17 protein-coding genes are annotated in these 21,243 nt (G+C 67.6%); 16 read left to right on the forward strand and 1 reads right to left on the reverse strand.

Going from position 1 to position 21,243, the window contains the following annotated elements:
- The first annotated feature begins 173 nt into the window (after positions 1-173).
- The 4 genes from BCHO_RS03400 (at position 174) to BCHO_RS03415 (ending at position 5,338) form a co-directional block, all read left to right on the forward strand.
- Positions 174-1,037 (forward strand): aldo/keto reductase, encoded by an 864-nt coding sequence (locus tag BCHO_RS03400; protein ID WP_024541021.1) that lies wholly within the window; start codon positions 174-176, stop codon positions 1,035-1,037.
- A 542-nt stretch (positions 1,038-1,579) separates the two neighbouring features.
- Positions 1,580-3,148 carry a peptidase U32 family protein gene (locus BCHO_RS03405; protein ID WP_024541020.1) on the forward strand — a complete coding sequence of 523 codons (1,569 nt, stop codon included), beginning with the start codon at positions 1,580-1,582 and terminating at the stop codon, positions 3,146-3,148.
- Between the two features lie 68 nt (positions 3,149-3,216).
- Entirely contained in the window at positions 3,217-4,470 is a 1,254-nt protein-coding gene (locus BCHO_RS03410) for a purine nucleoside phosphorylase YfiH/LACC1 family protein (RefSeq protein ID WP_024541019.1), read from the forward strand.
- A gap of 43 nt (positions 4,471-4,513) precedes the next feature.
- Positions 4,514-5,338, forward strand: coding sequence for an IspD/TarI family cytidylyltransferase (locus tag BCHO_RS03415; RefSeq protein ID WP_024541018.1), 825 nt, complete (start codon positions 4,514-4,516; stop codon positions 5,336-5,338).
- A gap of 249 nt (positions 5,339-5,587) precedes the next feature.
- Here the strand turns inward: BCHO_RS03415 and BCHO_RS08750 are convergent, their stop codons facing one another.
- On the reverse strand, positions 5,588-6,529 hold the full coding sequence (locus tag BCHO_RS08750) for a restriction endonuclease (protein ID WP_024541017.1): 942 nt from the start codon (positions 6,527-6,529) through the stop codon (positions 5,588-5,590).
- A gap of 233 nt (positions 6,530-6,762) precedes the next feature.
- Here BCHO_RS08750 and BCHO_RS03425 point away from each other — a divergent pair, with 233 nt between their 5' ends.
- The 12 genes from BCHO_RS03425 to pstA all read left to right on the forward strand — a co-directional run bounded on the left by BCHO_RS03425 (position 6,763) and on the right by pstA (position 21,236).
- Entirely contained in the window at positions 6,763-7,440 is a 678-nt protein-coding gene (locus BCHO_RS03425) for a pyroglutamyl-peptidase I (protein WP_024541016.1), read from the forward strand.
- Positions 7,441-7,617: 177 nt separating this feature from the next.
- Positions 7,618-9,183 (forward strand): cell division protein, encoded by a 1,566-nt coding sequence (locus BCHO_RS03430; protein WP_237743028.1) that lies wholly within the window; start codon positions 7,618-7,620, stop codon positions 9,181-9,183.
- 141 nt (positions 9,184-9,324) lie between these two features.
- Positions 9,325-10,662, forward strand: coding sequence for a C1 family peptidase (locus BCHO_RS03435; protein WP_024541014.1), 1,338 nt, complete (start codon positions 9,325-9,327; stop codon positions 10,660-10,662).
- Positions 10,663-10,882: 220 nt separating this feature from the next.
- Positions 10,883-12,010, forward strand: a complete 1,128-nt coding sequence (locus BCHO_RS03440; protein WP_024541013.1) for a 3-deoxy-7-phosphoheptulonate synthase — start codon at positions 10,883-10,885, stop codon at positions 12,008-12,010.
- 16 nt (positions 12,011-12,026) lie between these two features.
- Complete coding sequence (locus tag BCHO_RS03445; protein ID WP_081707968.1) at positions 12,027-14,069, forward strand: acyltransferase family protein; 2,043 nt, start codon at positions 12,027-12,029, stop codon at positions 14,067-14,069.
- Positions 14,070-14,237: 168 nt separating this feature from the next.
- Positions 14,238-15,416 carry a 3-deoxy-7-phosphoheptulonate synthase gene (locus BCHO_RS03450; RefSeq protein WP_051354885.1) on the forward strand — a complete coding sequence of 393 codons (1,179 nt, stop codon included), beginning with the start codon at positions 14,238-14,240 and terminating at the stop codon, positions 15,414-15,416.
- A gap of 41 nt (positions 15,417-15,457) precedes the next feature.
- Positions 15,458-16,159, forward strand: coding sequence for a 5'-methylthioadenosine/S-adenosylhomocysteine nucleosidase (gene mtnN / locus BCHO_RS03455; protein WP_024541010.1), 702 nt, complete (start codon positions 15,458-15,460; stop codon positions 16,157-16,159).
- A gap of 1 nt (position 16,160) precedes the next feature.
- On the forward strand, positions 16,161-17,360 hold the full coding sequence (locus BCHO_RS03460) for a sensor histidine kinase (protein ID WP_024541009.1): 1,200 nt from the start codon (positions 16,161-16,163) through the stop codon (positions 17,358-17,360).
- Positions 17,357-18,052, forward strand: coding sequence for a response regulator transcription factor (locus BCHO_RS03465; protein ID WP_024541008.1), 696 nt, complete (start codon positions 17,357-17,359; stop codon positions 18,050-18,052). The genes BCHO_RS03460 and BCHO_RS03465 overlap by 4 nt, the downstream gene beginning before the upstream one ends.
- A gap of 99 nt (positions 18,053-18,151) precedes the next feature.
- Positions 18,152-19,267 (forward strand): phosphate ABC transporter substrate-binding protein PstS, encoded by a 1,116-nt coding sequence (locus BCHO_RS03470; protein ID WP_024541007.1) that lies wholly within the window; start codon positions 18,152-18,154, stop codon positions 19,265-19,267.
- Between the two features lie 5 nt (positions 19,268-19,272).
- A complete protein-coding gene (gene pstC / locus BCHO_RS03475) occupies positions 19,273-20,247 on the forward strand; it encodes a phosphate ABC transporter permease subunit PstC (protein WP_024541006.1) in 975 nt (324 codons plus the stop codon).
- Entirely contained in the window at positions 20,247-21,236 is a 990-nt protein-coding gene (gene pstA / locus BCHO_RS03480) for a phosphate ABC transporter permease PstA (protein ID WP_029675485.1), read from the forward strand. Before pstC ends, pstA begins: the two co-directional genes overlap by 1 nt.
- Positions 21,237-21,243 lie beyond the last annotated feature (7 nt).

Consider the following 21,243-nt stretch of genomic DNA (forward strand, 5'->3'; position numbering starts at 1 on the left):
GGCGCGCGGTCGTGCGGCGTGCGGTGCGACGCTCGGGGCCGTTGCGTGGCGTGCCTGGCCCCATGTGCGCCGCGCTTGCGGCGCCGGGAATTACCGGGCGATTTCTATGATGGTGACGGGGCGCGCCGCACGGTGCGCCGCGCCGAATCGTCAACAACCGCGAAGGAGCAGCGATGGTACTGCACAGGAACATGGGGCCGTTCGACACGACGGCGATCGGTCTTGGCGAAATGCCGCTGACCATTGAGAACAATCTGGGGCCGAACATGGGCGTCGAGACGATCCATGCGGCGCTCGACGCCGGCTGCCGCCAGATCGACACGGCGTGGGCGTACTACTGCTCGGGCGGCGAGGAGCAGACCGGCGAGAAGCTCGTGCGTGAGGCGATGGCCAGCTGGGACGGTCCGAAGGACGAGGTGCTCATCGCGACGAAGGTCGGGCACTACCGCAACTTCACCGACGGCAAGCCGACCTGGGACGTCGACGGGTCGCCGGAGAACCTGATACGACGCGCGAAGGAAAGCGCGCTCGCGCTCGGCGTGGACACGATCGACCTGCTGTACTTCCACCGGCCGGATCCGAGCATCCCGTACGGCGAGTCGATCGAGGCGATCAAGCAGCTCGTCGACGAGGGCGTGGCGCGCGAGGCGGGCGTGTCGAACGCGTCGATCGAACAGATGGACATCGCGCAGGAGATCCTCGGCGATAAGCTGATCGCCGTGCAGAACCAGTATTCGCCGATCTACACCGAGACGGCGGACACGCTCGAGCATGCGGCTAGGATCGGCATCAGCTTCGTGTGCTGGAGTCCGCTCGGCGGCTTCCGCAAACCGAAGGACGAATCGAAGTTCGATCCGTTCCGCGCGATCGCCGAACGGCGCGGCGTCAGCTACCAGCAGATCGTGCTCGCATGGGAGCTCGCCAAGGGCGACCACGTGTTCGTCATTCCGGGTGCGCACCGTCCGGCGACGATCCTCGATTCGCTCAAGGCCGGCGACCTTGAACTGACGCCGGAGGAGCTCGCGACGCTCGGCTGACGGCTGTCGAGGGAGATTTGCCTCCGGGATTCGCTCCGGAAGCTGCGTCTGGGCCGGTCCCGCCGCATGGTTCAGCCATGTGCGGGGCCGGCCCCGCACATACTGGGCCGGTGGACGGCTGGGGCTTGGTCGCAGGAGGTGGCCGGGGTCCGGTCGCGGTGCTGATTGCAGTCGGTTTTATCGACTGGCTCGACGGTTCGTCCCACAATCGGTCCGTTTTGCGGGTGGGGCCGTCGGGCTGATCGATGGATCGGGACGGAGCGGTCGGGTTCATCGGGCTGGTTGACGGGTCGGGACGGAAATGGCCCGTTTTGCGGGTGGGGCCGTCGGGCTGATCGACGGACCGGGACGCTATGCGGGAGGAAATCTGGGATGGAAGGGAGAAGGAATGGGGAAGAGGAACCGGGGCGTGGAAGGAATGTGGAAGGAATCGGGCGGGCACGGTACGGGGCGGCGTTGCGGCTAGACTGGGGTGCGGCAAAAACGGGGTCGCGCGGATGGCGGAGCAACGTCCGGCGTGACGACGACAGGAGGAATCGGGCATGAAACGTCGTGTGAAACCAGAGGTGCTCGCGCCGGCAGGCAATCTGCGCGGACTGAAGACGGCCGTCGACTACGGCGCCGACGCCGTGTACTGCGGCGGCAAGGCCTTCGGCATGCGCTCGGCGCCGCGCAACCTGAGCATCGAGGACTTCGCCGAGGGCGCACGCTACGCGCATGAGCGCGGCGCGCGCGTCTACGTCACGCTCAACATCCTGCCGAGGAACAACGAGATCACGGCGATCGAGGCGTACATCAACGACCTGAAGACGACCGGCGTCGACGCGCTCATCGTCACCGACATCGGCGTCATGATGCTCGCGCGCAGGATCGCGCCGGAACTCGAACTGCATGTGTCGACGCAGGCCGGCGTCACGAACTACCTCGCCGCGAACGCATTGTACGAGCTCGGCGCGCGCCGCGTCGTGCTCGCGCGCGAGATGGATCTGCAGGCCGTGCGCGACATCCGCGCGAACATCCCCGACGACCTCGACATCGAGACCTTCGTCCACGGATCGATGTGCATGGCCTTCTCCGGACGCTGCCTCATCTCGAACTACCTCACCGGCCGCGACGGCAACCACGGCGAATGCGCGCAGCCGTGCCGCTGGAAGTACTCGCTCGTCGAGGAGAAACGCCCCGGGCAGGTGTTCCCGGTCGAGGAGACCGCGCAGGGCACCTATCTGTTCAACTCGCAGGACATGAACATGATGGCGCACATCGACGATCTGATCGACTCGGGCGCCACGTCGCTCAAGATCGAGGGGCGTTCGAAGTCGGCGTACTACGTGGCCGCGATGACGAACGCGTACAAGACCGCCGTCAACGCATACATGGTGCAGCGCGGCTTCGAGGACGAGGACGGCAACGAGCTCAAGCCGTTCCGCGACCGCGTCATGCGCGCGGGGGAGACGGCGGACGACGCGGCCGGCGTCGACTCGATCATGGCGAACGCCGACGCCGCGTTCTGCGGCATGCCGAACTGGGACAGCGCGAACGACGAAGGCGAGGAGACGGCCGCCGCCGCGACCGACGCAGCCGCCGACGCCGAGATCTCGAACCGCGCGGCGCGCCGCAGCGGCCTCGACCGCCAGCGCGCGTACGCCGAGGAGACAGCCGACGGATGGCGGCACGCCGCCGTGCGTCCGGCGCCGCACGTCGAACTGCCCGACTGGCTGATGGAGGAGCCGTACAAGGTCGCGCACCGCGACTACAGCACCGGCTTCTACTACCCGGAGCAGAAGGTGACGCAGAACACCGACCGCAGCGCGTACTTCCGCGAATGGCTCGTCGTCGGCGAGACGCTCGGCTGGAGCCCCGACGAAGGAGGCCGCGTGACGATCATGAGCCGCAACAAGATCGAGCCGGGACAGCTCGTCGAGTTCCTGCTGCCGGGACGCGCGCCGCTCGAATACATCGTGCCCGACCACGGCATCCGCGACGCCGACGGCGACGACGTGCCGATGGTCAACAATCCGGCGCACGTGTTCTCGCTGCCGCTCGACGTCGAAGTGCCGGTCAACGCGGCGCTGCGTTCACGCACGAAGAAGCCGACGCTCAAAGCGGAATGACCGCATCCGTTATTGCGTGAGCATAGGACGGCGGCCACCGGCGTGCGGCAGGCGCTAAAGTGAGCGGTATGAGTGAAGCAACAGCACACGACGCGCAGCCCGAAGAGACGAGCGCACAGCACGACGCACAGCACGCAGAACGCCAGCACCATCTGCAGCAGATCAACCTCGATGATCTGCTGCAGGCGGTGCAGGCGCACGGCAAGAAGACGATGGAGGAGCAGGACAAGGCGGCGTGCGAGCACGACGCCAAGGACGCCGACGGCAAACAGTACGACGACGCGATCCTCGACAGCTCGGCGATCGAACCGACCGACGACGAAGGCAACCCGATCCCGGTGACGATCCCGATCGTGCTCGCCCCCGGCATCAACGTCGTCTACACGACGCGGCTCGGCGGCGTGAGCACCGACGAATGGGCGCACTTCAACCTCGGCGGCAAGTCCGGCGACGATCCGGCGCATGTGCGCGCGAACCGCGACGCGCTCGCGAACGAACTGCACGCGAAACTATCGATCATCAATCAGGTGCATTCGGCGAAGGCGATCGACACTGACGACGTGTTCACCGAGAACGCGACCTTCGGTTTCGACGCCTCCGGCACGCAGCGCACCGCCGTGCGCGAGGAGGACGGCGCGATCGCCGTGCAGCGGCCGAGCGACGGCGTCGACGATGTCGAATCGGTCGACGGCGCCGTGCAGATCATCGAAGGCGACGCGCAGGTGACGACGAAGACCGGCATCGCGCTCGGCGTATTCGCCGCCGACTGCCTGCCGGTGCTGCTCGCCGACCCGGTCGCCGGAGTCATCGCCGCCGCGCACTGCGGACGCAAGGGCCTGATGGCCGGCGTCGTCGCCGAGACGGTCGAGATGATGAAGCACAAGGGCGCCGACCCCGCGCACATCCTCGCGACGCTCGGACCCGCGATCTGCGGCGACTGCTACGAGGTCGGCGACGAGATCGCCGACGCCTTCGACGCGCGCTTCCCCGGCACTTTCACGCTCACGCGCTTCGGCGGCCCCGGCATCGACATCAACAAGGCGGCGCTGCAGTCGCTCGAAGAGGCCGGCGTCTCCCCGAAGCACATCTTCTCGTCGCAGCCGCGCGTCAACGCGGCCACGCAGTACCTGTCGCAGGACGCGGAACTGCAGCAGCTGTGCCGCGAGGACAACGAGGGCGACCCCGAACTCGACGAACGCATCAAGGGCATCCGCCACAGCATGTGCACGCTCGAGAACCCGCTGTGGTTCTCGCACCGCCGCGCGCAGCTCGCGCACAAGAGCCGCGAGGGTCGCATGCTCGCGCTCATCGTGCGTCAGTGAGACGCGGCCGGACCACCGTTGGATTTTTCGCAAAGGACCAATCATGGAACAACAGGACATGACCACGGCCGCCGACGCGCGGACGCAGGAACATAAGGACGTGCCGGTCGTCGCCGTCGTGCTCGCCGCTGGCTCGGGGCTGCGCTTCGACCCGGACAACCCCAAGCAGCTCGTCACGGTCGGAGGCAAACCGATCGTCGGTTGGAGCATCGACGCCTTCGAGCGTAACGCGCGCGTCAGCGACATCGTCGTCGTCGTCAACGCGCAGGTGCGTGCCGCGATCGAACAGCTCATCGCCGACTGCGGCGACACGAAGGTGCGTGCCGTCATCGACGGCGGCGCCGAACGCGCGGACAGCACGGCCGCGGCGCTCGAGACGCTGTCGGCCGCCGGCGTGCCCGGCGGCGCGAAGATCCTCATCCACGACTCGGTGCGGCCCTTCGTCACGCAGGCGCAGATCGACGGCTGCATCGACGCGCTCGAGGAGTTCGACGCGGCCACCGTCGCATGCCCGTCGACGGACACGGTGTTGCTCACCGAGGACCTCGGCGACCGTCAGGTCGTCAAGTCGGTGCCCGAACGGCGCCATTCGTACCGTGCGCAGACGCCGCAGGCCTTCCGCTTCGCGACGATCCACGAGGCCTACGAGCTCGCGTCCGACGACCCCGACTTCCGTCCGACCGACGACACGCGCGTCGTCGTCGACTACCTGCCCGATACGCCGGTGGCGATCGTCGGCGGCTCGCCGCTCAACATGAAGGTCACGACGCGCGACGACATGCCGTTCGCGACGCTCATCGCCGGCGAGATCACGAAGGCCGCCGCCAAGCAGCAGGTGCATGCGATGTTCCGTCAGGCGCTGAGCTGAACCGTCCGCGCCGTCGGCGCAACACGAAACGCGATGCACGGGGTTACGGCCCCGTGCGCCGCGTTTGCATGGGCGCGCCCTTGCCGGTCTGTGTGTCTCCGGGGTTCATCCGGATGCATCTGGGCTGAGGAGGAGCATTTTCCGGCGTTCCCGCCGGTATCCACGCCGGAACCAGTTCAGACGAACGCTGCGGGACGGGGGCGGTGGAGGACGCCGACGCCGGTGTGGACGCGGCGCCGTTCAGGGGCATCACCAAGCCTGTCCGCGCATGTCGGCGGGGATGTGCTGCATGAGGTCCGCCCGGGTGAGGGCGAAGGCCGATTCGGGCGGCTGCACATCGCCCTGCGACTGCGCCGCCTCCTGGCAGAGGCGCACGAGCTGCGCGCCGTCGATGAGCTGCATGCCGACCTGTCGCGCGTACTCGAGCGCGTCGGACGTGAACCGGCTCGTCGTGATGAAGAGCAGACCCTGCGCGTGTTCCGTCATGTTGGCGCCCTGCAGCTTCTGCAGCATCGGGCGGCCGATATGGTGATTGCGGCTGTAGCATTTGCATTCGGCGATGTAGCTCGTCCCGGTCGGGCCGTGGAGCCTGAGGTCGAAGCCGCCGTCCCGGCTCGGCGGCGTCACCTGCGCCTGCCATCCGAACTGACGCAGCAGGTCGGCGCAGAAGCCTTCGAAATCCGTCGGATTGCCGCTGAAGCTCTGGATGATGGCGTCGATGCTCGTGGCGGTGCGCCGCGCGCGCAGCTGCCCGAGGACGGCGTCCCGCTTGGCCCGCTCCTCCGCGCAGTAGTCGACCGGTATCCCGGCGGCGCGCAGCTGCTGCACGAAGGCGTAGGCGGCGAAGGGGTCGCTGCCCAGCATCTTCCATCGGCCGACGAATATGACGCTCAGACGATGGATGACGGCCGTGTTGTTGGAACGGCGGTCGCGGGTGCCGTCACGTTTGGCCGCCGCCCATGCCGGATATCCCAGAGCGAACGATCCCGTCGCATGCGGATGCTTCGCCTTGCGCATCCGTATGGATTTCGGCACGGCCACGCCGTATTCCTTGAAGAAACGGTCGCGCCGGACCTCCTGCACGAGCAGCTGCACCAGCTTGACGAGCAGCGCCACCAATGCGGCCGCGACGATGACGCCGATGATCAGATAGAGGAAATGGAGATACTGTTGGGGTATTGAGTTCGTCATCGTGTCCGCCTCCGTCGTGGAGCCCCGCCGGTGCCGCGTACGTCGTGCGGGCGTTCCGTCCCATCCGTCATTGATGCGCCGTCGCGCATTCGGCGCTCGGAGAACATCGCGCGGCCTGCGTGCGCACGCCATCCGCGCCCATGCCCGCTGATGCGTCGGTATGACGATTATATTGCACGCGCGCCGCCGCCGATTCCCGCCACGGTGGCGTCGCGCGTCTACACTGGGGAGGCATGGAGCAACTTACCGTCGTGATTTCTGGATTCGACCCCTATGAGGGCGTCAGCGTGAACCCGTCGCTTGTCGTGCCGGACGCGCTCGCGAACGAAGGCGTCGACGTCGACCGGAACAACATCGAGGACCCGCTGCACGATGTCGCGATCGATGTGCACGCCGTGCATGTGCCGGTCAGCTTCCGCAACGGCTGGGCGAAGCTGCACGACACGCTCGAGCAGGTGCAGCCGAACATCGTCATCGCGACCGGCCTCAAGCGGGCGGCGCGCGGCATCCTGCTCGAACGTTGCGCGATCAACCTCAAGGACACGACGCGTCCCGATGCCGAGAACGTCATCCCCGGCCACCGTGTCATCAACGAACACGGCCCGGCGGCCTACTGGACCGGACTGCCGCTGCGCGCGATCCTCAACGCCTTCGCGAAGGACGACATCCCGGCGACGCTGAGCTCGGACGCCGGCACCTTCGTCTGCAACGCGCTGTTCTATCATCTGCAGGAGTGGGCGGCGCAGCGCGGCGACACGATGGGCGGCTTCGTCAACCTGCCGCTCGTCAACGAGCAGCCGCATCCGCAGCACGGCCTGTCGCTGCGCCAGCAGATCCAGGCCGGCAAGGACGTCGTGCGCGCCTGCGCGCGCTACTATCTGCAGCCGACGAGCGAGGACATCCTGCTGTAGACGGCTGCGCGCCGGTCCGCGGCGAAGACGCCGCGGGGCGTGTTTTGCGCTCAATGTGAGTTTCCGCGTGTTGCGACAGCGGCCGGCGATATGCATAGACTAGAGTGCAAGCTGTAGATGTGCGTCGCGGACGCACGCGAAGGTCCTGCGAACACCCTTTCGCGAAAGGAATGACTAATGGTTGAGCGATTCCCGGTCGTGCTGCGTGGCTACGACAAAGAACGTGTGGATGAGGCGATGATTGCGGCGCAGACGACGATCGACCGTCTGCGCGAACAGGTGAAGGCCGGGGACGACACCGTGCTGCAGCTGCAGGCGCAGCTGCAGGAGGAGAAGAACCGCAAGGCCACCTCGGACAACTCCTTCGCATCGCTCGGCGCGAACGCGCAGCAGATGCTCGCCTCCGCCGAACAGACGAGCACCGAGCTGCTCGAACGCGCGAAGAAGGATGCGGCGAGCGCGCGCGTCGAAGCGCAGTCGCAGTCGCAGACATTGATCAACAACGCGAAGCTCGATGCGCAGCATCTCGTCGACGACGCCCAGGCCAAGGCGGACACGATGCTCAAGAACGCGCAGAACGAGGCGACGACGATCATCACGAACGCGCAGCAGGAGGCGAGCCAGCTCAAGGCGCAGACGGCGAAGACCGTCAGCGAGCAGCGTCAGACTCTCGACCTCGAGCTGACGAACTCGCGCGAGGAGCACGTCAAGCGCCTCGAGGCCGAGAAGGCGTCGCAGGAGCGCGAACTCGCCGAGCTGCGCGCGCAGGCGACGCAGCAGATCAGCGACCAGCGCCGCAGCGCGAACGAGGAGATCGCGCGCCTCAAGAGCGAGACGAACGACCAGATCGAGACGGCGCTCGCTGACGCGAACAAGAAGCTCGCCGACGTGCGCGAGCAGGTGTCGAAGCTGATGACCGAGGCGCAGCGCAAGGCCGGCGAGATCACCGACTCCGCGAAGTCGCACGCGCAGGAGATCACCGACACGGCCGAGGTCAACCGCACGAAGACGATGAGCCAGGTCAACGCCGAGGTCGAGCAGATCCGCGCCGACATCGCCGCGCAGCAGGACGAGGCGACGAAGAAGGTCGCCGAGCTGCTCAAGAGCCTCGAGGAGCGCCGCCAGCAGGCGAAGGAGGAGGCCGAGACGCAGATCGCCGAGGCGAAGCAGATCCGCGAGGAGGCTGACGCCTATGCCGCGCACAAGCGCAAGGAGGCGGATGAGGAGTCCGCGAAGATCGTGCGCAAGGCGAGCGAGGAGGCGAGCAACCAGATCGAGCAGCGCCGCCGCGCCGCGCAGTCCGAACTCGACGGCCTGACGAAGCGCATCGGCGACCTGCAGCGCCGCGAGGCCGACATCACGCAGCGCGTCTCCGAGCTGCGTTCGATGTTCGCGAACGCCTTCGCCGGCTTCGGCCTCGGCGTCGACAACGCGCATTCGACCGACAACATGTCCGTCGTCAACGCCTTCGTCGAATCCGACAACGACGCCGACGCCGACACCGACGTCGACGACGCCGATTCGACGGTGCTCATCGACGACCACGCGCAGCACGCGCCGACCGTGCCGCCGGCGCCGACGATGTCCGAGCATGACGACGCCGCCGATGCCGCCGCGCCGCACGCCGAGGAGAGCGCGACCGAGGTCATCGACGTGACCGAGACCGACACGGCCGACGACGCGACGATGCGCCGACGACGGCCTTCGACGCGAGCGACAACGACCCCGACGCCACGCAGCTGACCGACTGACGCCGCATCCCGCGACCGCCCGGAACGGCCGTGCCCACACGCGTTCCGAGCGTTCACATACCACCGGACGTACCACGTGCCGACCAACCAACAATCAGAGAACAACAGAACAACAAAGGAGCAAGGAGAGACCTTGACCGCAATCACCCCATTGTCCGCCGACGAACTCAACCAGCTGACCGCCGACTTCGACTCCGACCCCGTCAACCGCATGGCGATGAACGCCGTCACGAGCGCCGGCATCGACAAGGTCGCGCGCAACTACGACCGCGCGCGCCTGCTGCAGCGCCGCTTCTCGACGGTCGTCGACAACGGCGAGGCGACCCATCAGGACCGTTCCGGCCGCTGCTGGCTGTTCAGCTCGCTCAACGTGGCGCGCTTCGTCGCGAAGAAGAACATGAACCTCAAGGAGTTCGAGTTCTCGCAGAACTACGCGATGTACTACGACAAGCTCGAGCGCATCAACTACTTCATGGGCGACATGGCCGACCTGATCCGCGGCGGCGAGCCGGTCGACTCGCGCCTGTTCCAGCACATGCTCGCCGACGTCATGGGCGACGGCGGCCAGTGGACGATGGCGCTCAACGTCTACAAGAAGTACGGCGCCGTGCCGAAGGACCTGTATCCGGAGACCGAGTCGTCGAAGAACACCGGCGAGATGAACACGCAGCTGCGCCGCCTGCTGCACACGGCCGTCGCGCATATGGTCGACGATCCGAGCCGGATCGACGACATCGTGCGCCGCACCGTCGAGGCCGGCCACCGCATGCTCACGATTCATCTGGGCGAGCCGCCGAAGCGCTTCCACTGGGAGTGGACCGACGCTGACGGCATCTTCCACCGCGACGGCGAGATCACGCCGCAGGAGTTCTGGAACAAGTACGTCGGCTCCGCCGACCTCGAAAGCTACGTCTGCCTCGTCGACGACCCGCGCCATGAGCACGCGAAGGGCCGGAAGATCGGCATCGAGCATCTGGGCAATGTGGCCGGCGGCGACCCGACCGAATACCTCAACGTGCCGGTGCGGTTCATGAAGGACTGCGTGCGCGACATCCTCGTCGAGCAGGGCATCCCGGTGTGGTTCGGCGCCGACTGCCATCCGATGATGGACCGCACCGACGGCGCATGGGCGACCGACCTATTCGAGTACGACAAGGTGTACCGTGTCGACTTCGACATGACAAAGGAGCAGCGCGTGCGCTTCGGCGACTCGGCGATGAACCACGCGATGGCCTTCGTCGGCGTCGACGTCGAGGACGACGGCAAGACGACCCGCCGCTGGCGCGTCGAGAACTCGTGGGGCACGAAGATCGCCGACAAGGGCTACTTCACGATGGGCGACGACTGGTTCGACCAGTACGTCTTCGAGGTGGCCGTGCCGAAGGCGATGCTGCCCGACGAGTACCTCAAGGCGCTCGACGAGCCGGCGACGATGCTGCCGGCATGGGACCCGATGGGTGCGCTCGCGTAAGACGCGTCCGGCACGTCCGCGTCCGCTCGGCGCGAACGGCACGCCGGACGATTCCCGCTGATTCCTGTCATGCGGCGCGCAGGCTTTACGGCCTGCGCGCCGCTTTGCGATACATGCCGGCGATACGTCAGGGGATGTGTCCTAGTATGGGTATCCGATTTCCCGCTCGGGAACGTTCAAGAACATGCACAAGGATCGATGAGAGGAAGAGGAACGAACGATGGCAGCCCTTCGTGGTCCGGACAGTTCGCAGGACAATGTGCTCGACGCGCGCGCCGTGGTCCCCGAGACCGTCGACGTCAACATCCGTCAGCTCGACCCGATTCCGGCCCCGCGCTACTTCATCAAGGAGCTGCCGCTCACCGACGCGATGAGCGAGCTCGTCCTGTCCTCGCGCCGTCAGATCCGCGACATCCTGCACGGCCGCGACGACCGTGTCCTCGCGATCGTCGGCCCCTGCTCGATCCACGATCCGAAGGCCGCGCACGAGTATGCGACGAGGCTCGCCGCGCTCAACGAGGAGCTCAAGGACCGCCTGATGATCGTCATGCGCGTCTACTTCGAGAAGCCGCGCACGACGATCGGCTGGAAGGGCCTGATCAACGACCCCGACCTCAACGGCCGCTTCGACATCCGCAAGGGCATGTGGCTCGCGCGCAAGGTGCTCACCGACGTCCTGTCGCTCGGCCTGCCGGCGGCGACCGAATGGCTCGACCCGATCACGCCGCAGTATCTGTGCGACCTCGTCAGCTGGGGCGCGATCGGCGCGCGCAACACCGAAAGCCAGGTGCACCGCGAACTGGCGAGCGGCATGAGCATGCCGATCGGCTTCAAGAACGCGACCGACGGCTCGATCAAGCCGGCCGCCGACTCGTGCTACACGGCCGCCTTCGAACACCACTTCCTGTCCGTCAACCTCGACGGCCAGGTCATCTCCGCCGAGACGAAGGGCAACCCCGACTGCCATCTCGTGCTGCGCGGTTCGAGCAGCGGCCCGAACTACGACCCGGTCTCCGTGGCCGGCGCGCTCGCGGCGCTCAGGGCGTCGAAGGCGAGCGGCCCGAGCGACCACGGCCTCGTCATCGACGCCGCGCACGGCAACTGCGGCAAGGACGAGGTCGTCGAGGCGCGCGTCGTCGAGGACATCGCGTCGCGCATCGCCGCCGGCGAACGCGGCATCCTCGGCATCATGATGGAAAGCTTCCTCAAGGGCGGCCACCAGAAGCCGGCGCCGCTCGACCAGCTCGTCTACGGCCAGTCGGTAACCGACGCCTGCGTGCCGTGGGGCCGCACCGAGCAGGTGCTGCGTGAACTCGCCGACGCCGTCGCCGCACGGCGCGGCAACTGAGCGGGCGCATCGCACGATGCAACGCATCATCGCCAGCAGCAATGCGTCGCAGCTGCGTGACGGCGCCCCCACGCCTGCCGCACCTGCCGAGTCGACACCACCGCGTCCCATCGCGCGCCGCGAATCGGCGCCGCGCGGTCACATCCGCGTCATCGACGGTCTGCGCGCGCTCGCGATCGGCGGCGTGCTGCTCTACCACGCGCGCCCGTCGCTCGCCGTCGGCGGCTTCCTCGGCGTCACCGTCTTCCTCGTGCTGTCCGGTTTCCTGATCACGCGCGGCCTGCTCGGGCTGCTCGAGTCGGGACGCTGCTCGTATCCGAAGTTCGTCGTGCGCCGCGCGCGCCGCATCTGGCCGCCGGTGCTCACGACAATCGCGTTCGCAGCCGTCGTCGTCTATCTGTGGGCGCCGTCGCTGCTGCTCAAGCTGCGCGCCGACGCCGTGCCGAGCGCGCTGTTCTACAGCAACTGGTCGTACATCTTCCGCCACGTCTCGTATTTCGACGCCGCCGGTCTGCCGTCGCCGCTGACGCATCTGTGGTACACGAGCCTGATCATGCAGTTCTATCTGCTGTGGCCGCTGCTGCTCGCGCTCATCGTGCGCCTCATGCGCCGCAGATGGGCGCGAGCATGCGCGATCGCCGCGCTCATCGCCGCGTCGAGCATAGAAATGGCGATGCTGTACATGCCGGGGCATGACACGTCGCGCATGTACTACGGCCTCGACACGCGCGCCGCCGAGCTGCTCGTCGGCGCGCTGCTCGCCGTCCTCGTGCACCGCGCCGACGGCGACGACATGCCGACGCTCGTGCCGTGGGACGGCTGGCGCCGCGACCTGCATATCGGCTCGTACGTGCTGCCGGTCACCATGCGGCGCATCGTTGCCGGCGGCGTGTTCCTGTGCCTGGCCGTGCTCGTCGTCTCGATGTTCGTCGTCGACGCCTCGGCCTCGTGGCTGTACCGCGGCGGCTTCCTGCTCTACGCGCTGCTGACGGCGACGATGCTGTGGGCGGGCATGCTGCCCGGCGTCTTCGGCCATGCGATGGGCGTCAAGGCGCTCGCCTATCTGAGTTCACGCTCGTTCTCGCTGTACCTCGTGCACTATCCGCTGCTGCTCGTCATGAATCCGGCGACGCGCGCGCATACGCCGTGGTGGCTCGTGGTCGGGCAGTTCCTCGTCATCCTCGCCGTCGGCGAGGTCTTCTACCAGTGCGTCGAGGCGCTGCGCGGCGCACCGTGGCTGCCGTGGACGCGCCGCCGGCGTGACAACCCGGAGCGCACGCAGCGTCCAGGCGCCTTCATCGGCGCGGTGACCGGCGTCGTCATCATCGTCATCCTGCTGCTGCCGCTGCCGTGGCGTCAGCTCACGCACGAACGCGCCGTCGCGCTGCGCCCCGAGCTCGGCATGACGGCCGAGCAGGCGAGGAAGGAGCTCGACGCGCAACGCCGACCGAAACCGTCGCCGACCGCGTCGACGCCGGCCGCTCCGGCGACACCGACCTCGAAACCCGCGCCGCCGAAGCCGAAGGTCGAGGCACTCAAGGCCCCCGACAACCTCGACCCGTCGCGCTGGCACTGCGACAGGGCCGCCGGGACCTGCGACGTGCGCATGCTCGTCGTCGGCGATTCGGTGACCGAAGGCGTCGCGCCGGCGCTCATGCAGTATTTCCCGAACGCGCACGTCGACGGCAAGGTCAGCCGCCAGTTCGGCACCGGCGTCGACCTGCTGCGCCAGTACCTGACGAGCGAGGATCCGCAGCTCATCGTCTTCGCGCTCGGCACGAACGGTCCGCCGACGCAGGAGAGCGTCGACGAGGTCATCCGTCTGGCGAACGGAAGGCCGCTGTACTTCCTGACGACGCGGGCGCCCGTCGCGTGGATCGACCAGACGAACCAGCTGTTCGTCGACGCCGCGAAGGCGCATCCGAACGTCGGCGTCATCGACTGGTCGGCGCTCTCCGGCGCGCATCCCGAATACCTGTACGACGACGGCACGCATCCGAACGAACTGGGCACGCAGGCCTACGAGCAGATGCTGATGCGCGCCGTCTGCCCGCAGTGATGCGCGGGGACGATACGGATGGTCGCGTCGTGCGGCGCCCCTTGCTAAGCTGAGGCCGGAACAAGAAGGAGCATCATGGCCATCAGTGATCAGGATCCGCGCCACGGCGACACGCCCAGGCATACGTTCTCCGAGGACCATCGCCGTGCGATCGAGAACGGCGAGCCGATGACCTACACGTCGGCCAAGCTCGACGAGGTGCACGCCGTCATGGCCGCCGGCGGCAATCCGCTCACGGCGATCCCCGACCTGCCGCATTGGGAGGACGCCGTCGGCATCGACCGCATCATCAACCGCCGCGTCATGGAACTCGATCCGCTGCCGACGCCGGCGCAGGTGCTGTCCGCGCTGCCGCTCGGCACGGCCGCGCAGGACATCGTCGCCTATTCGCGCGACGAGATTCGCGCCTGCCTGTATGGTCAGGACGACCGTCTGCTCGTCATCGTCGGCCCGTGCTCGGTGCACGATCCGAAGGCCGCGCTCGACTATGCGCGCCGGCTCCATGAGGTCAAGCAGGAGCTCGAGGGTGAGCTGCTCATCGTCATGCGCGTCTACTTCGAGAAGCCGCGCAGCACCGTCGGCTGGAAGGGCCTGATCAACGATCCGGACATCGATGGCAGCCACAACATCCAGAAGGGCCTGCTGCTCGCCCGCAAAACGCTGCTCGACGTGCTCGGCGCCGGCCTCGCCGCCGCGACCGAATTCCTCGAACCGACAAGCCCGCAGTACATCGCCGACGCGATCAGCTGGGGCGCGATCGGCGCGCGCAACACCGAAAGCCAGGTCCACCGCCAGCTCGCGAGCGGCCTGAGCATGCCGATCGGCTTCAAGAACGCGACCGACGGCTCGGTCAAGGCGGCGATGAACAGCTGCATCACGGCCGCCGGGCAGCACACCTTCTTCGGCATCGACCATATGGGGCGCGCCTGCGCCGTCGAGACGCTCGGCAACCCCGACTGTCACGTCGTGCTGCGCGGCTCGAGCCACGGCCCGAACTACGACGCCGCGTCGGTGGCCGACGCGATGGCGATGATCCGCTCGTTGATGGGCGCCGACACGGCCGCCGCGCACGGTCTGATCATCGACTGCTCGCACGGCAACTCCGGCAAGGACGAGGTGCGTCAGGCCGCCGTCGTACGCGACATCGCCGCGCGCATCGCCGACGGCGAGCAGGGCATCACCGGCGTCATGATGGAAAGCTTCCTCGTCGGCGGCAACCAGCCGGAGGCGCCGCTCGACCAACTCGTCTACGGACAGTCGATCACCGACCGCTGCATCGGCTGGCCCGAGACCGACCGTCTGCTGCACGAACTCGCCGACGCCGTCAGCGCCCGCCGCTGGCGCTGAACGCGCGCGCCAACATCAATCGAACAACCGGAAGGACAGCCATGGCCAGCTTCAGCACCGTCGCCATCATCAGCGCGCTCGAGGAGGAGGCCGCGCACATCGCCGCGTCGCTCAACGACGTCACCGAGGAGCGACGCGCGAGCCTGACGATCACGCACGGCACATTGCCGACGCACGACGGACGCGAACTCGCCGTCTCGGTGACCGTCGGCGGCATGGGACTCGTCAACGCGGCCGCGACGACGCAGTGCCTCATCGACGTCGCGCAGCCCGACGCCGTGCTGTTCTCCGGCATCGCCGGCAACCTCAACCCCGACCTGCACATCAACGACATCGTCCTCGGTGAGACGCTGCGCTACCTCGACACCGACATGCGCCTCGTCGGCCAGTGGAAGCCGCAGACCGAGGAGTTCCACTCCGACCCCAGGCTCATCGCGCTCGCCGAGTCTGCGCTCGACGACATGGGCATCCACCACGTCAACGGCGTCATCGCCTCCGGCAACTACTTCGTCGACTCGCCCGAACAGGTCGAACGCGTCATCCGCGAGACGCACGCCGACGCCGTCGAGATGGAGGGCGCCGCCGTCGCGCATGTCGCCGCCCGCAACGATGTGCCCGCGCTCGTCATCCGCGCGATGAGCGACAACGCCGACACCGACTACGAGGACTTCAGGACCTTCGACGTGAGCGCCTACGCGGACACGGCCGCGAAGCTCGCCGTCGAGATCCTGTGCAGGATGTGAGATGACGACGCCGTCGCTCGCGGCGACGCTCGCCGTCGCCGCCGTGCTCGTCATCGCCGCCGTGGCCGTCGTCGCCTACCGTGCGGGCGCGGCGCATGCACGCGACCGCGCTCCGCGGACGCGCGCGCTGTTCGGCGGCCTCGCCGACGTCGCCGCCGTCGACGCCGAGCGCCGCATGCTCGCGATGCTCGAGGAGGCCGTCGTCATCGTCGATGCCGCCGGCACCGTGCTCGTCGCGAACGAAGAGGCGCGCGAACACGGCCTCGTCCACGACGGCATGCTCGCCGACGACGCCGTGCGCGCGCTTGTGCATGAGGCGTCGCAGCGTCCCATCGACCGCGAGCTGACGCTCGACCGCGACGGGCGGCGCGCGCATGTCGCCGCGCATGCGCAGCCGCTCGCGCCGGGGCGGATCGCGCTCGTGTGCGCCGACACCGACTACCGGCGCAGCGTCGACCGTGTACGCCGCGACTTCGTGACGAACGTCTCCCATGAGCTCAAGACGCCGGTCGGCGCGATCATGCTGCTCGCCGAGACGATTGACGATGCCGGAGACGACGTCGACATGATCCGCCATTTCGCCGTGCGCATCGGCGTCGAGGCGAAGCGGCTCGACGGGCTTGTGCGCCGCCTCATCGAACTGGGACGCATGGGCGCCGGCGGCGAGCGGACGGTGCGGGTCGTCGACGTGCATGACCTCGTCGCGCACGCAATCGCCGACACCGAGGTCACGGCGGCGGCGCGCCACGCCGACGTGCAGCTGCGCGACGACGCCGACGGCATGCCGCTGCCGGTCGAGGTCGACGCCGTCGGCGTGCACATCGCGCTCAAGAACATCGTCGAGAACGCGATCAACTATTCGCCCGAGGGCGCCGTCGTCGCCGTCGAGCTCGCGCGCGCCGGCGACGAGGCGCGCATCCGCGTCGTCGACCACGGCGTCGGCATCCCGCAACCGCTGCAGGGGCGCGTCTTCGAACGCTTCTACCGCGTCGACCCGGCGCGTTCGCGGCTGACCGGCGGCACCGGCCTCGGCCTGTCGATCGCGAACCACCATGTGCGGGCCAATCATGGGCATATCGATCTGTGGTCGCGACCGGGGGAGGGGTCGACGTTCACGGTGACGCTGCCGCTCGCATCGCCGGCCACCGCTGGCGTCGATGCGGACGTTTCGACCGGCAACAGGAAGGAGGACGGGCGATGACCCGCATACTGATCGTCGAGGACGAGCCGTCGTATCTCGACCCGCTGCTCTACCAGCTCACGCGCGAAGGCTATGAGGCCTACGGTGCGGCGACCGGCGAGGAGGCGTGGTCGATCTACGAGGAGATGGAGTTCGACCTCGTGCTGCTCGACCTGATGCTGCCCGGCGTCTCCGGGATGACGCTGTGCCGGCGCATGCGCGAGCTGCGCCGCGTGCCGATCATCATGGTGACGGCGAAGTCGACCGAGAACGACGTCATCGTCGGACTCGAGATCGGCGCCGACGACTATGTGACGAAGCCGTATTCGTTCCGCGAGCTGCTCGCGCGCATCCACGCGGTGCTGCGCCGCAGCCTCGAAGGCCAGGACGCGGGCGCGCGCGCCGACGCCGTCCGCACGCTCAGCTGCGGCCCGGTCGAGATGTCGGTCGCCGCGCACGAGGTGCATGTGCACGGCGAGCTGACGGCGTTCCCGCTCAAGGAGTTCGAGGTCCTCGAATACCTGCTGCGCAACAAGGGGCATGTGCTCACGCGCCATCAGCTCATCGCGCGCGTCTGGGGCAGCGACTACGTCGGCGACACGAAGACGCTCGACGTGCATGTCAAACGCATCCGCGCGAAGATCGAGGACGACCCGGCGCATCCGACGCTGCTGACGACGGTGCGCGGCGTCGGCTACCGCATCGGCGCATGATCGTTCACGCTAAATTCACTTTTCCGGCGCCGGCGCATCGGCGCCGTCACCTACACTGGATTGGTTGGATAGAATGGCATCGTGACCAAAGGACACCACATGCGTAGCAATCTTGCCCGGCGCGCGCTCGCGGCGTTGTGCGGCATCATCGTCGTCGTCGCAGGCGCGGCGTGCGGCGACAACGTCGATCCGGGACATCGTCCGTCGACGAACGCCGCATCGATCTCGGGCAGCTTCGCCGGCGCCGGCGCGTCCTCGCAGCAGACCGCCGTCGAGGCGTGGATCGCCGGCTACCAGAAGACGAATCCGGACGCGAAGATCTCCTACAACCCGTCCGGCTCCGGCGCGGGCGTCGTCACCTTCCTGACCGGCGCGACCGTCTGGGCCGGCTCCGACAAGCCGCTCGACGACCGCCAGATCGAGGAGTCGAAGCAGGTGTGCGCCGGGCAGACGGCCTTCGACGTGCCGGTGTACATCTCGCCGCTGGCGATCGTCTTCAACCTGCACGGCGTCTCCGACGCCGGCAAGCACATCAACATGGATGCGGCGACGGTCGCAAGGATCTTCGACGGGAAGATCACGCGCTGGAACGACGCCGCGCTTGCCCGGCAGAACCCGGACCTCGAGCTGCCCGACCTGCCGATCACCGTCGTGCACCGCTCCGACAAGTCCGGCACGACGCTCAACTTCCTCGAATACGTCAAGGCGGCCGCGCCGAAGGACTGGAAGTACGAGCTTTCCGAGAACTGGCCGAACGACGTCGGCCAGGGCGCCAAGGGCACGTCGGGCGTCATCTCGACGATCGACCAGGCGAACGGCACGATCGGCTACGCCGACTTCTCGCAGGCCGGCGGCATGGGCACCGTCGCGATCAAGGTCGGCGACGGCTACACCGAGATCTCGGCAGAGGCGGCCTCGAAGGCCGTCGCCGACTCGGCGCTCGACGAATCCGCCGCCGGCGAGCACCGCGTCGTCCTCGACATCAACCACACGACGAGCGCCGAAGGGGCGTACCCGATCGTGCTCGTCTCCTATGACATCGCCTGCCCCGCCTACCGCGACGAGAACACGGCTCGCTTCGCGAAGTCGTGGCTCGGCTACGTCACGAGCGCGAAGGGCCAGGACCAGGCGATGAAGGCGACCGGCTCGGCGCCGCTGCCCGACAACATCGCCGCATACGTGCGCGCCTCCGTGGACGCGATGGAAGTGAAATGAGTCCCATGACATCGGCATCGAAACCCTCCTCAACCTCCGCTTCGTCGCTGACGAAGCCGGTCAGCGGCGAGAAGGCCGACCGCGTCTTCCGCGGCGTCGCCTACGCCTGCGGCATCCTGATCCTCGTCGTCCTCGCCGCCGTCGCGCTGTTCCTGCTGTTCCGCGCATGGCCGCTCATCGGCGGCAACCAGCAGGCGAACAACGCGATCATCGCGAACTTCACCGGCGGCAAGGCGACGAACTTCTGGAGCTACGTCGGCCCGCTGCTGTTCGGCACCGTGCTCGTCGCCGCGCTCGCGCTCGTCATCGCGTTCTTCGTCTCGATCGGCATCGCGCTGTTCATCTCGCATTACGCGCCCAAGCGCCTCGCCGCCGTGCTCAGCTACATCGTCGACATTCTCGCCGCGATCCCGTCGGTCATCTACGGCCTGTGGGGCGGCCTCGTGCTCGTGCCGGCGATCTACCCGTTCTGGAACTGGGTCGCCGAGCATCTGGGCTGGATCCCGCTGTTCGCAGGCCCCGCCGCGAACCCGCCGCGCACCGTCGCGACCGTCGCGCTCGTGCTCGCGATCATGATCCTGCCGATCATCACGTCGATCACGCGCGACATCTTCCTGCAGACGCCGAAGCTGCTCGAGGAGGCCGCGCTCGGCCTCGGCGCGACGAAATGGGAGATGATCAGGCTGTCGGTGCTGCCCTTCGCGCGTTCGGGCATCATCTCGGCGTCGATGCTCGGCCTGGGCCGCGCGCTCGGCGAGACGATGGCCGTGCTGATGATCCTGTCGCCCGGACTCAAGTACTCGTTCCGCCTGCTGCAGGCGTCGCAGAACCAGACGATCGCCGCGAACATCGCCGCCCAGTATCCGGAGGCGGACAGCATCGGCGTCTCGGTGCTCATCGGCACCGGCCTCGTGCTGTTCGTCATCACGTTCCTCGTGAACCTGCTGGCGCGCCGCATCACCGAGAAAGCGAGCAAGTGATGGACCAACCGCAGTCCTCGCCGAAGGCCGACCAGGCGCCGGCCATCGATTTCGACAAGTTCAGCCCGACCCGTTCGTACACGGCGGCGCGCAAGCGCAAGGACATCGCGATGCGCGTGCTCATCATCCTCGCCTTCGTCGTCGCATTGATCCCGCTGATCTCGGTGCTGTGGACGACGCTCGTGCACGGCGCGCGCCGCCTCAACTGGGACTTCCTGTCGCACAACATGACGAACGTCATCGGCGGCAACCAGACGCCGTCGGGCGGCTACGGCGGCATCCTGCACGCAATCATCGGCACGTTGGAGATCACGCTCGGCGCGATGGTCATCTCGATTCCGATCGGCATCATGTGCGCCGTCTATCTGATCGAATACGCCGGCGGTTCGAAGCTCGCGCGCACGATCCATCTGCTCGTCGACGTCATGAGCGGCATCCCGTCGATCGTCGCCGGCCTGTTCGCCTATTCGATGTTCGCGATCCTCGTCGGCCCCGGCACGCTCAGCGGCTTCGAAGGCTCGGTCGCATTGTCGCTGCTGATGATCCCGACCGTCGTCAAGACGACCGAGGAAATGCTCAAGATCGTGCCGAACGACCTGCGCGAGGCGTCGCTCGCGCTCGGCGTCACGAAGCAGCGCACGATCACGAAGGTCGTACTGCGCACGGCGCTCTCCGGCATCGTGTCGGGGTCGATCCTCGCGATCGCGCGCGTCATCGGTGAGACGGCGCCGCTGCTGATGACGGCCGGCTACATCGTCTCGACGAACGCGAACCTATTCTCGGGCGAGATGACGACGCTGCCGGTGTACGTCTACCAGGAGTACTCGAAGTACCATGCGAACTGTCCGGCCGACGCCGGCAGCGGCTGCGTCACCGGCATCCCGATGGAGCGCGCGTGGTCGGCGGCGCTCGTGCTCATCATCGTCGTGCTCATCCTCAATCTCATCGGCAGGATCGTCGCGAAGGTCTTCGCTCCGAAGAAGAAATGACCCGGCG

The sequence above is a fragment of the Bifidobacterium choerinum genome, assembly GCF_000741135.1.
Classification (GTDB): Bacteria; Actinomycetota; Actinomycetes; order Actinomycetales; family Bifidobacteriaceae; genus Bifidobacterium; species Bifidobacterium choerinum.

Bases quoted from the DNA above. Each gene is read 5' to 3' on its own strand.
- BCHO_RS03400 (WP_024541021.1), top strand. From the start codon at position 174: ATGGTACTGCACAGGAACATGGGGCCGTTCGACACGACGGCGATCGGT.
- BCHO_RS03405 (WP_024541020.1), top strand. From the start codon at position 1,580: ATGAAACGTCGTGTGAAACCAGAGGTGCTCGCGCCGGCAGGCAATCTG.
- BCHO_RS03410 (WP_024541019.1), top strand. From the start codon at position 3,217: ATGAGTGAAGCAACAGCACACGACGCGCAGCCCGAAGAGACGAGCGCA.
- BCHO_RS03415 (WP_024541018.1), top strand. From the start codon at position 4,514: ATGGAACAACAGGACATGACCACGGCCGCCGACGCGCGGACGCAGGAA.
- BCHO_RS08750 (WP_024541017.1), bottom strand. From the start codon at position 6,529: ATGACGAACTCAATACCCCAACAGTATCTCCATTTCCTCTATCTGATC.
- BCHO_RS03425 (WP_024541016.1), top strand. From the start codon at position 6,763: ATGGAGCAACTTACCGTCGTGATTTCTGGATTCGACCCCTATGAGGGC.
- BCHO_RS03430 (WP_237743028.1), top strand. From the start codon at position 7,618: ATGGTTGAGCGATTCCCGGTCGTGCTGCGTGGCTACGACAAAGAACGT.
- BCHO_RS03440 (WP_024541013.1), top strand. From the start codon at position 10,883: ATGGCAGCCCTTCGTGGTCCGGACAGTTCGCAGGACAATGTGCTCGAC.
- BCHO_RS03445 (WP_081707968.1), top strand. From the start codon at position 12,027: ATGCAACGCATCATCGCCAGCAGCAATGCGTCGCAGCTGCGTGACGGC.
- BCHO_RS03450 (WP_051354885.1), top strand. From the start codon at position 14,238: ATGACCTACACGTCGGCCAAGCTCGACGAGGTGCACGCCGTCATGGCC.
- mtnN (WP_024541010.1), top strand. From the start codon at position 15,458: ATGGCCAGCTTCAGCACCGTCGCCATCATCAGCGCGCTCGAGGAGGAG.
- BCHO_RS03460 (WP_024541009.1), top strand. From the start codon at position 16,161: ATGACGACGCCGTCGCTCGCGGCGACGCTCGCCGTCGCCGCCGTGCTC.
- BCHO_RS03465 (WP_024541008.1), top strand. From the start codon at position 17,357: ATGACCCGCATACTGATCGTCGAGGACGAGCCGTCGTATCTCGACCCG.
- BCHO_RS03470 (WP_024541007.1), top strand. From the start codon at position 18,152: ATGCGTAGCAATCTTGCCCGGCGCGCGCTCGCGGCGTTGTGCGGCATC.
- pstC (WP_024541006.1), top strand. From the start codon at position 19,273: ATGACATCGGCATCGAAACCCTCCTCAACCTCCGCTTCGTCGCTGACG.
- pstA (WP_029675485.1), top strand. From the start codon at position 20,247: ATGGACCAACCGCAGTCCTCGCCGAAGGCCGACCAGGCGCCGGCCATC.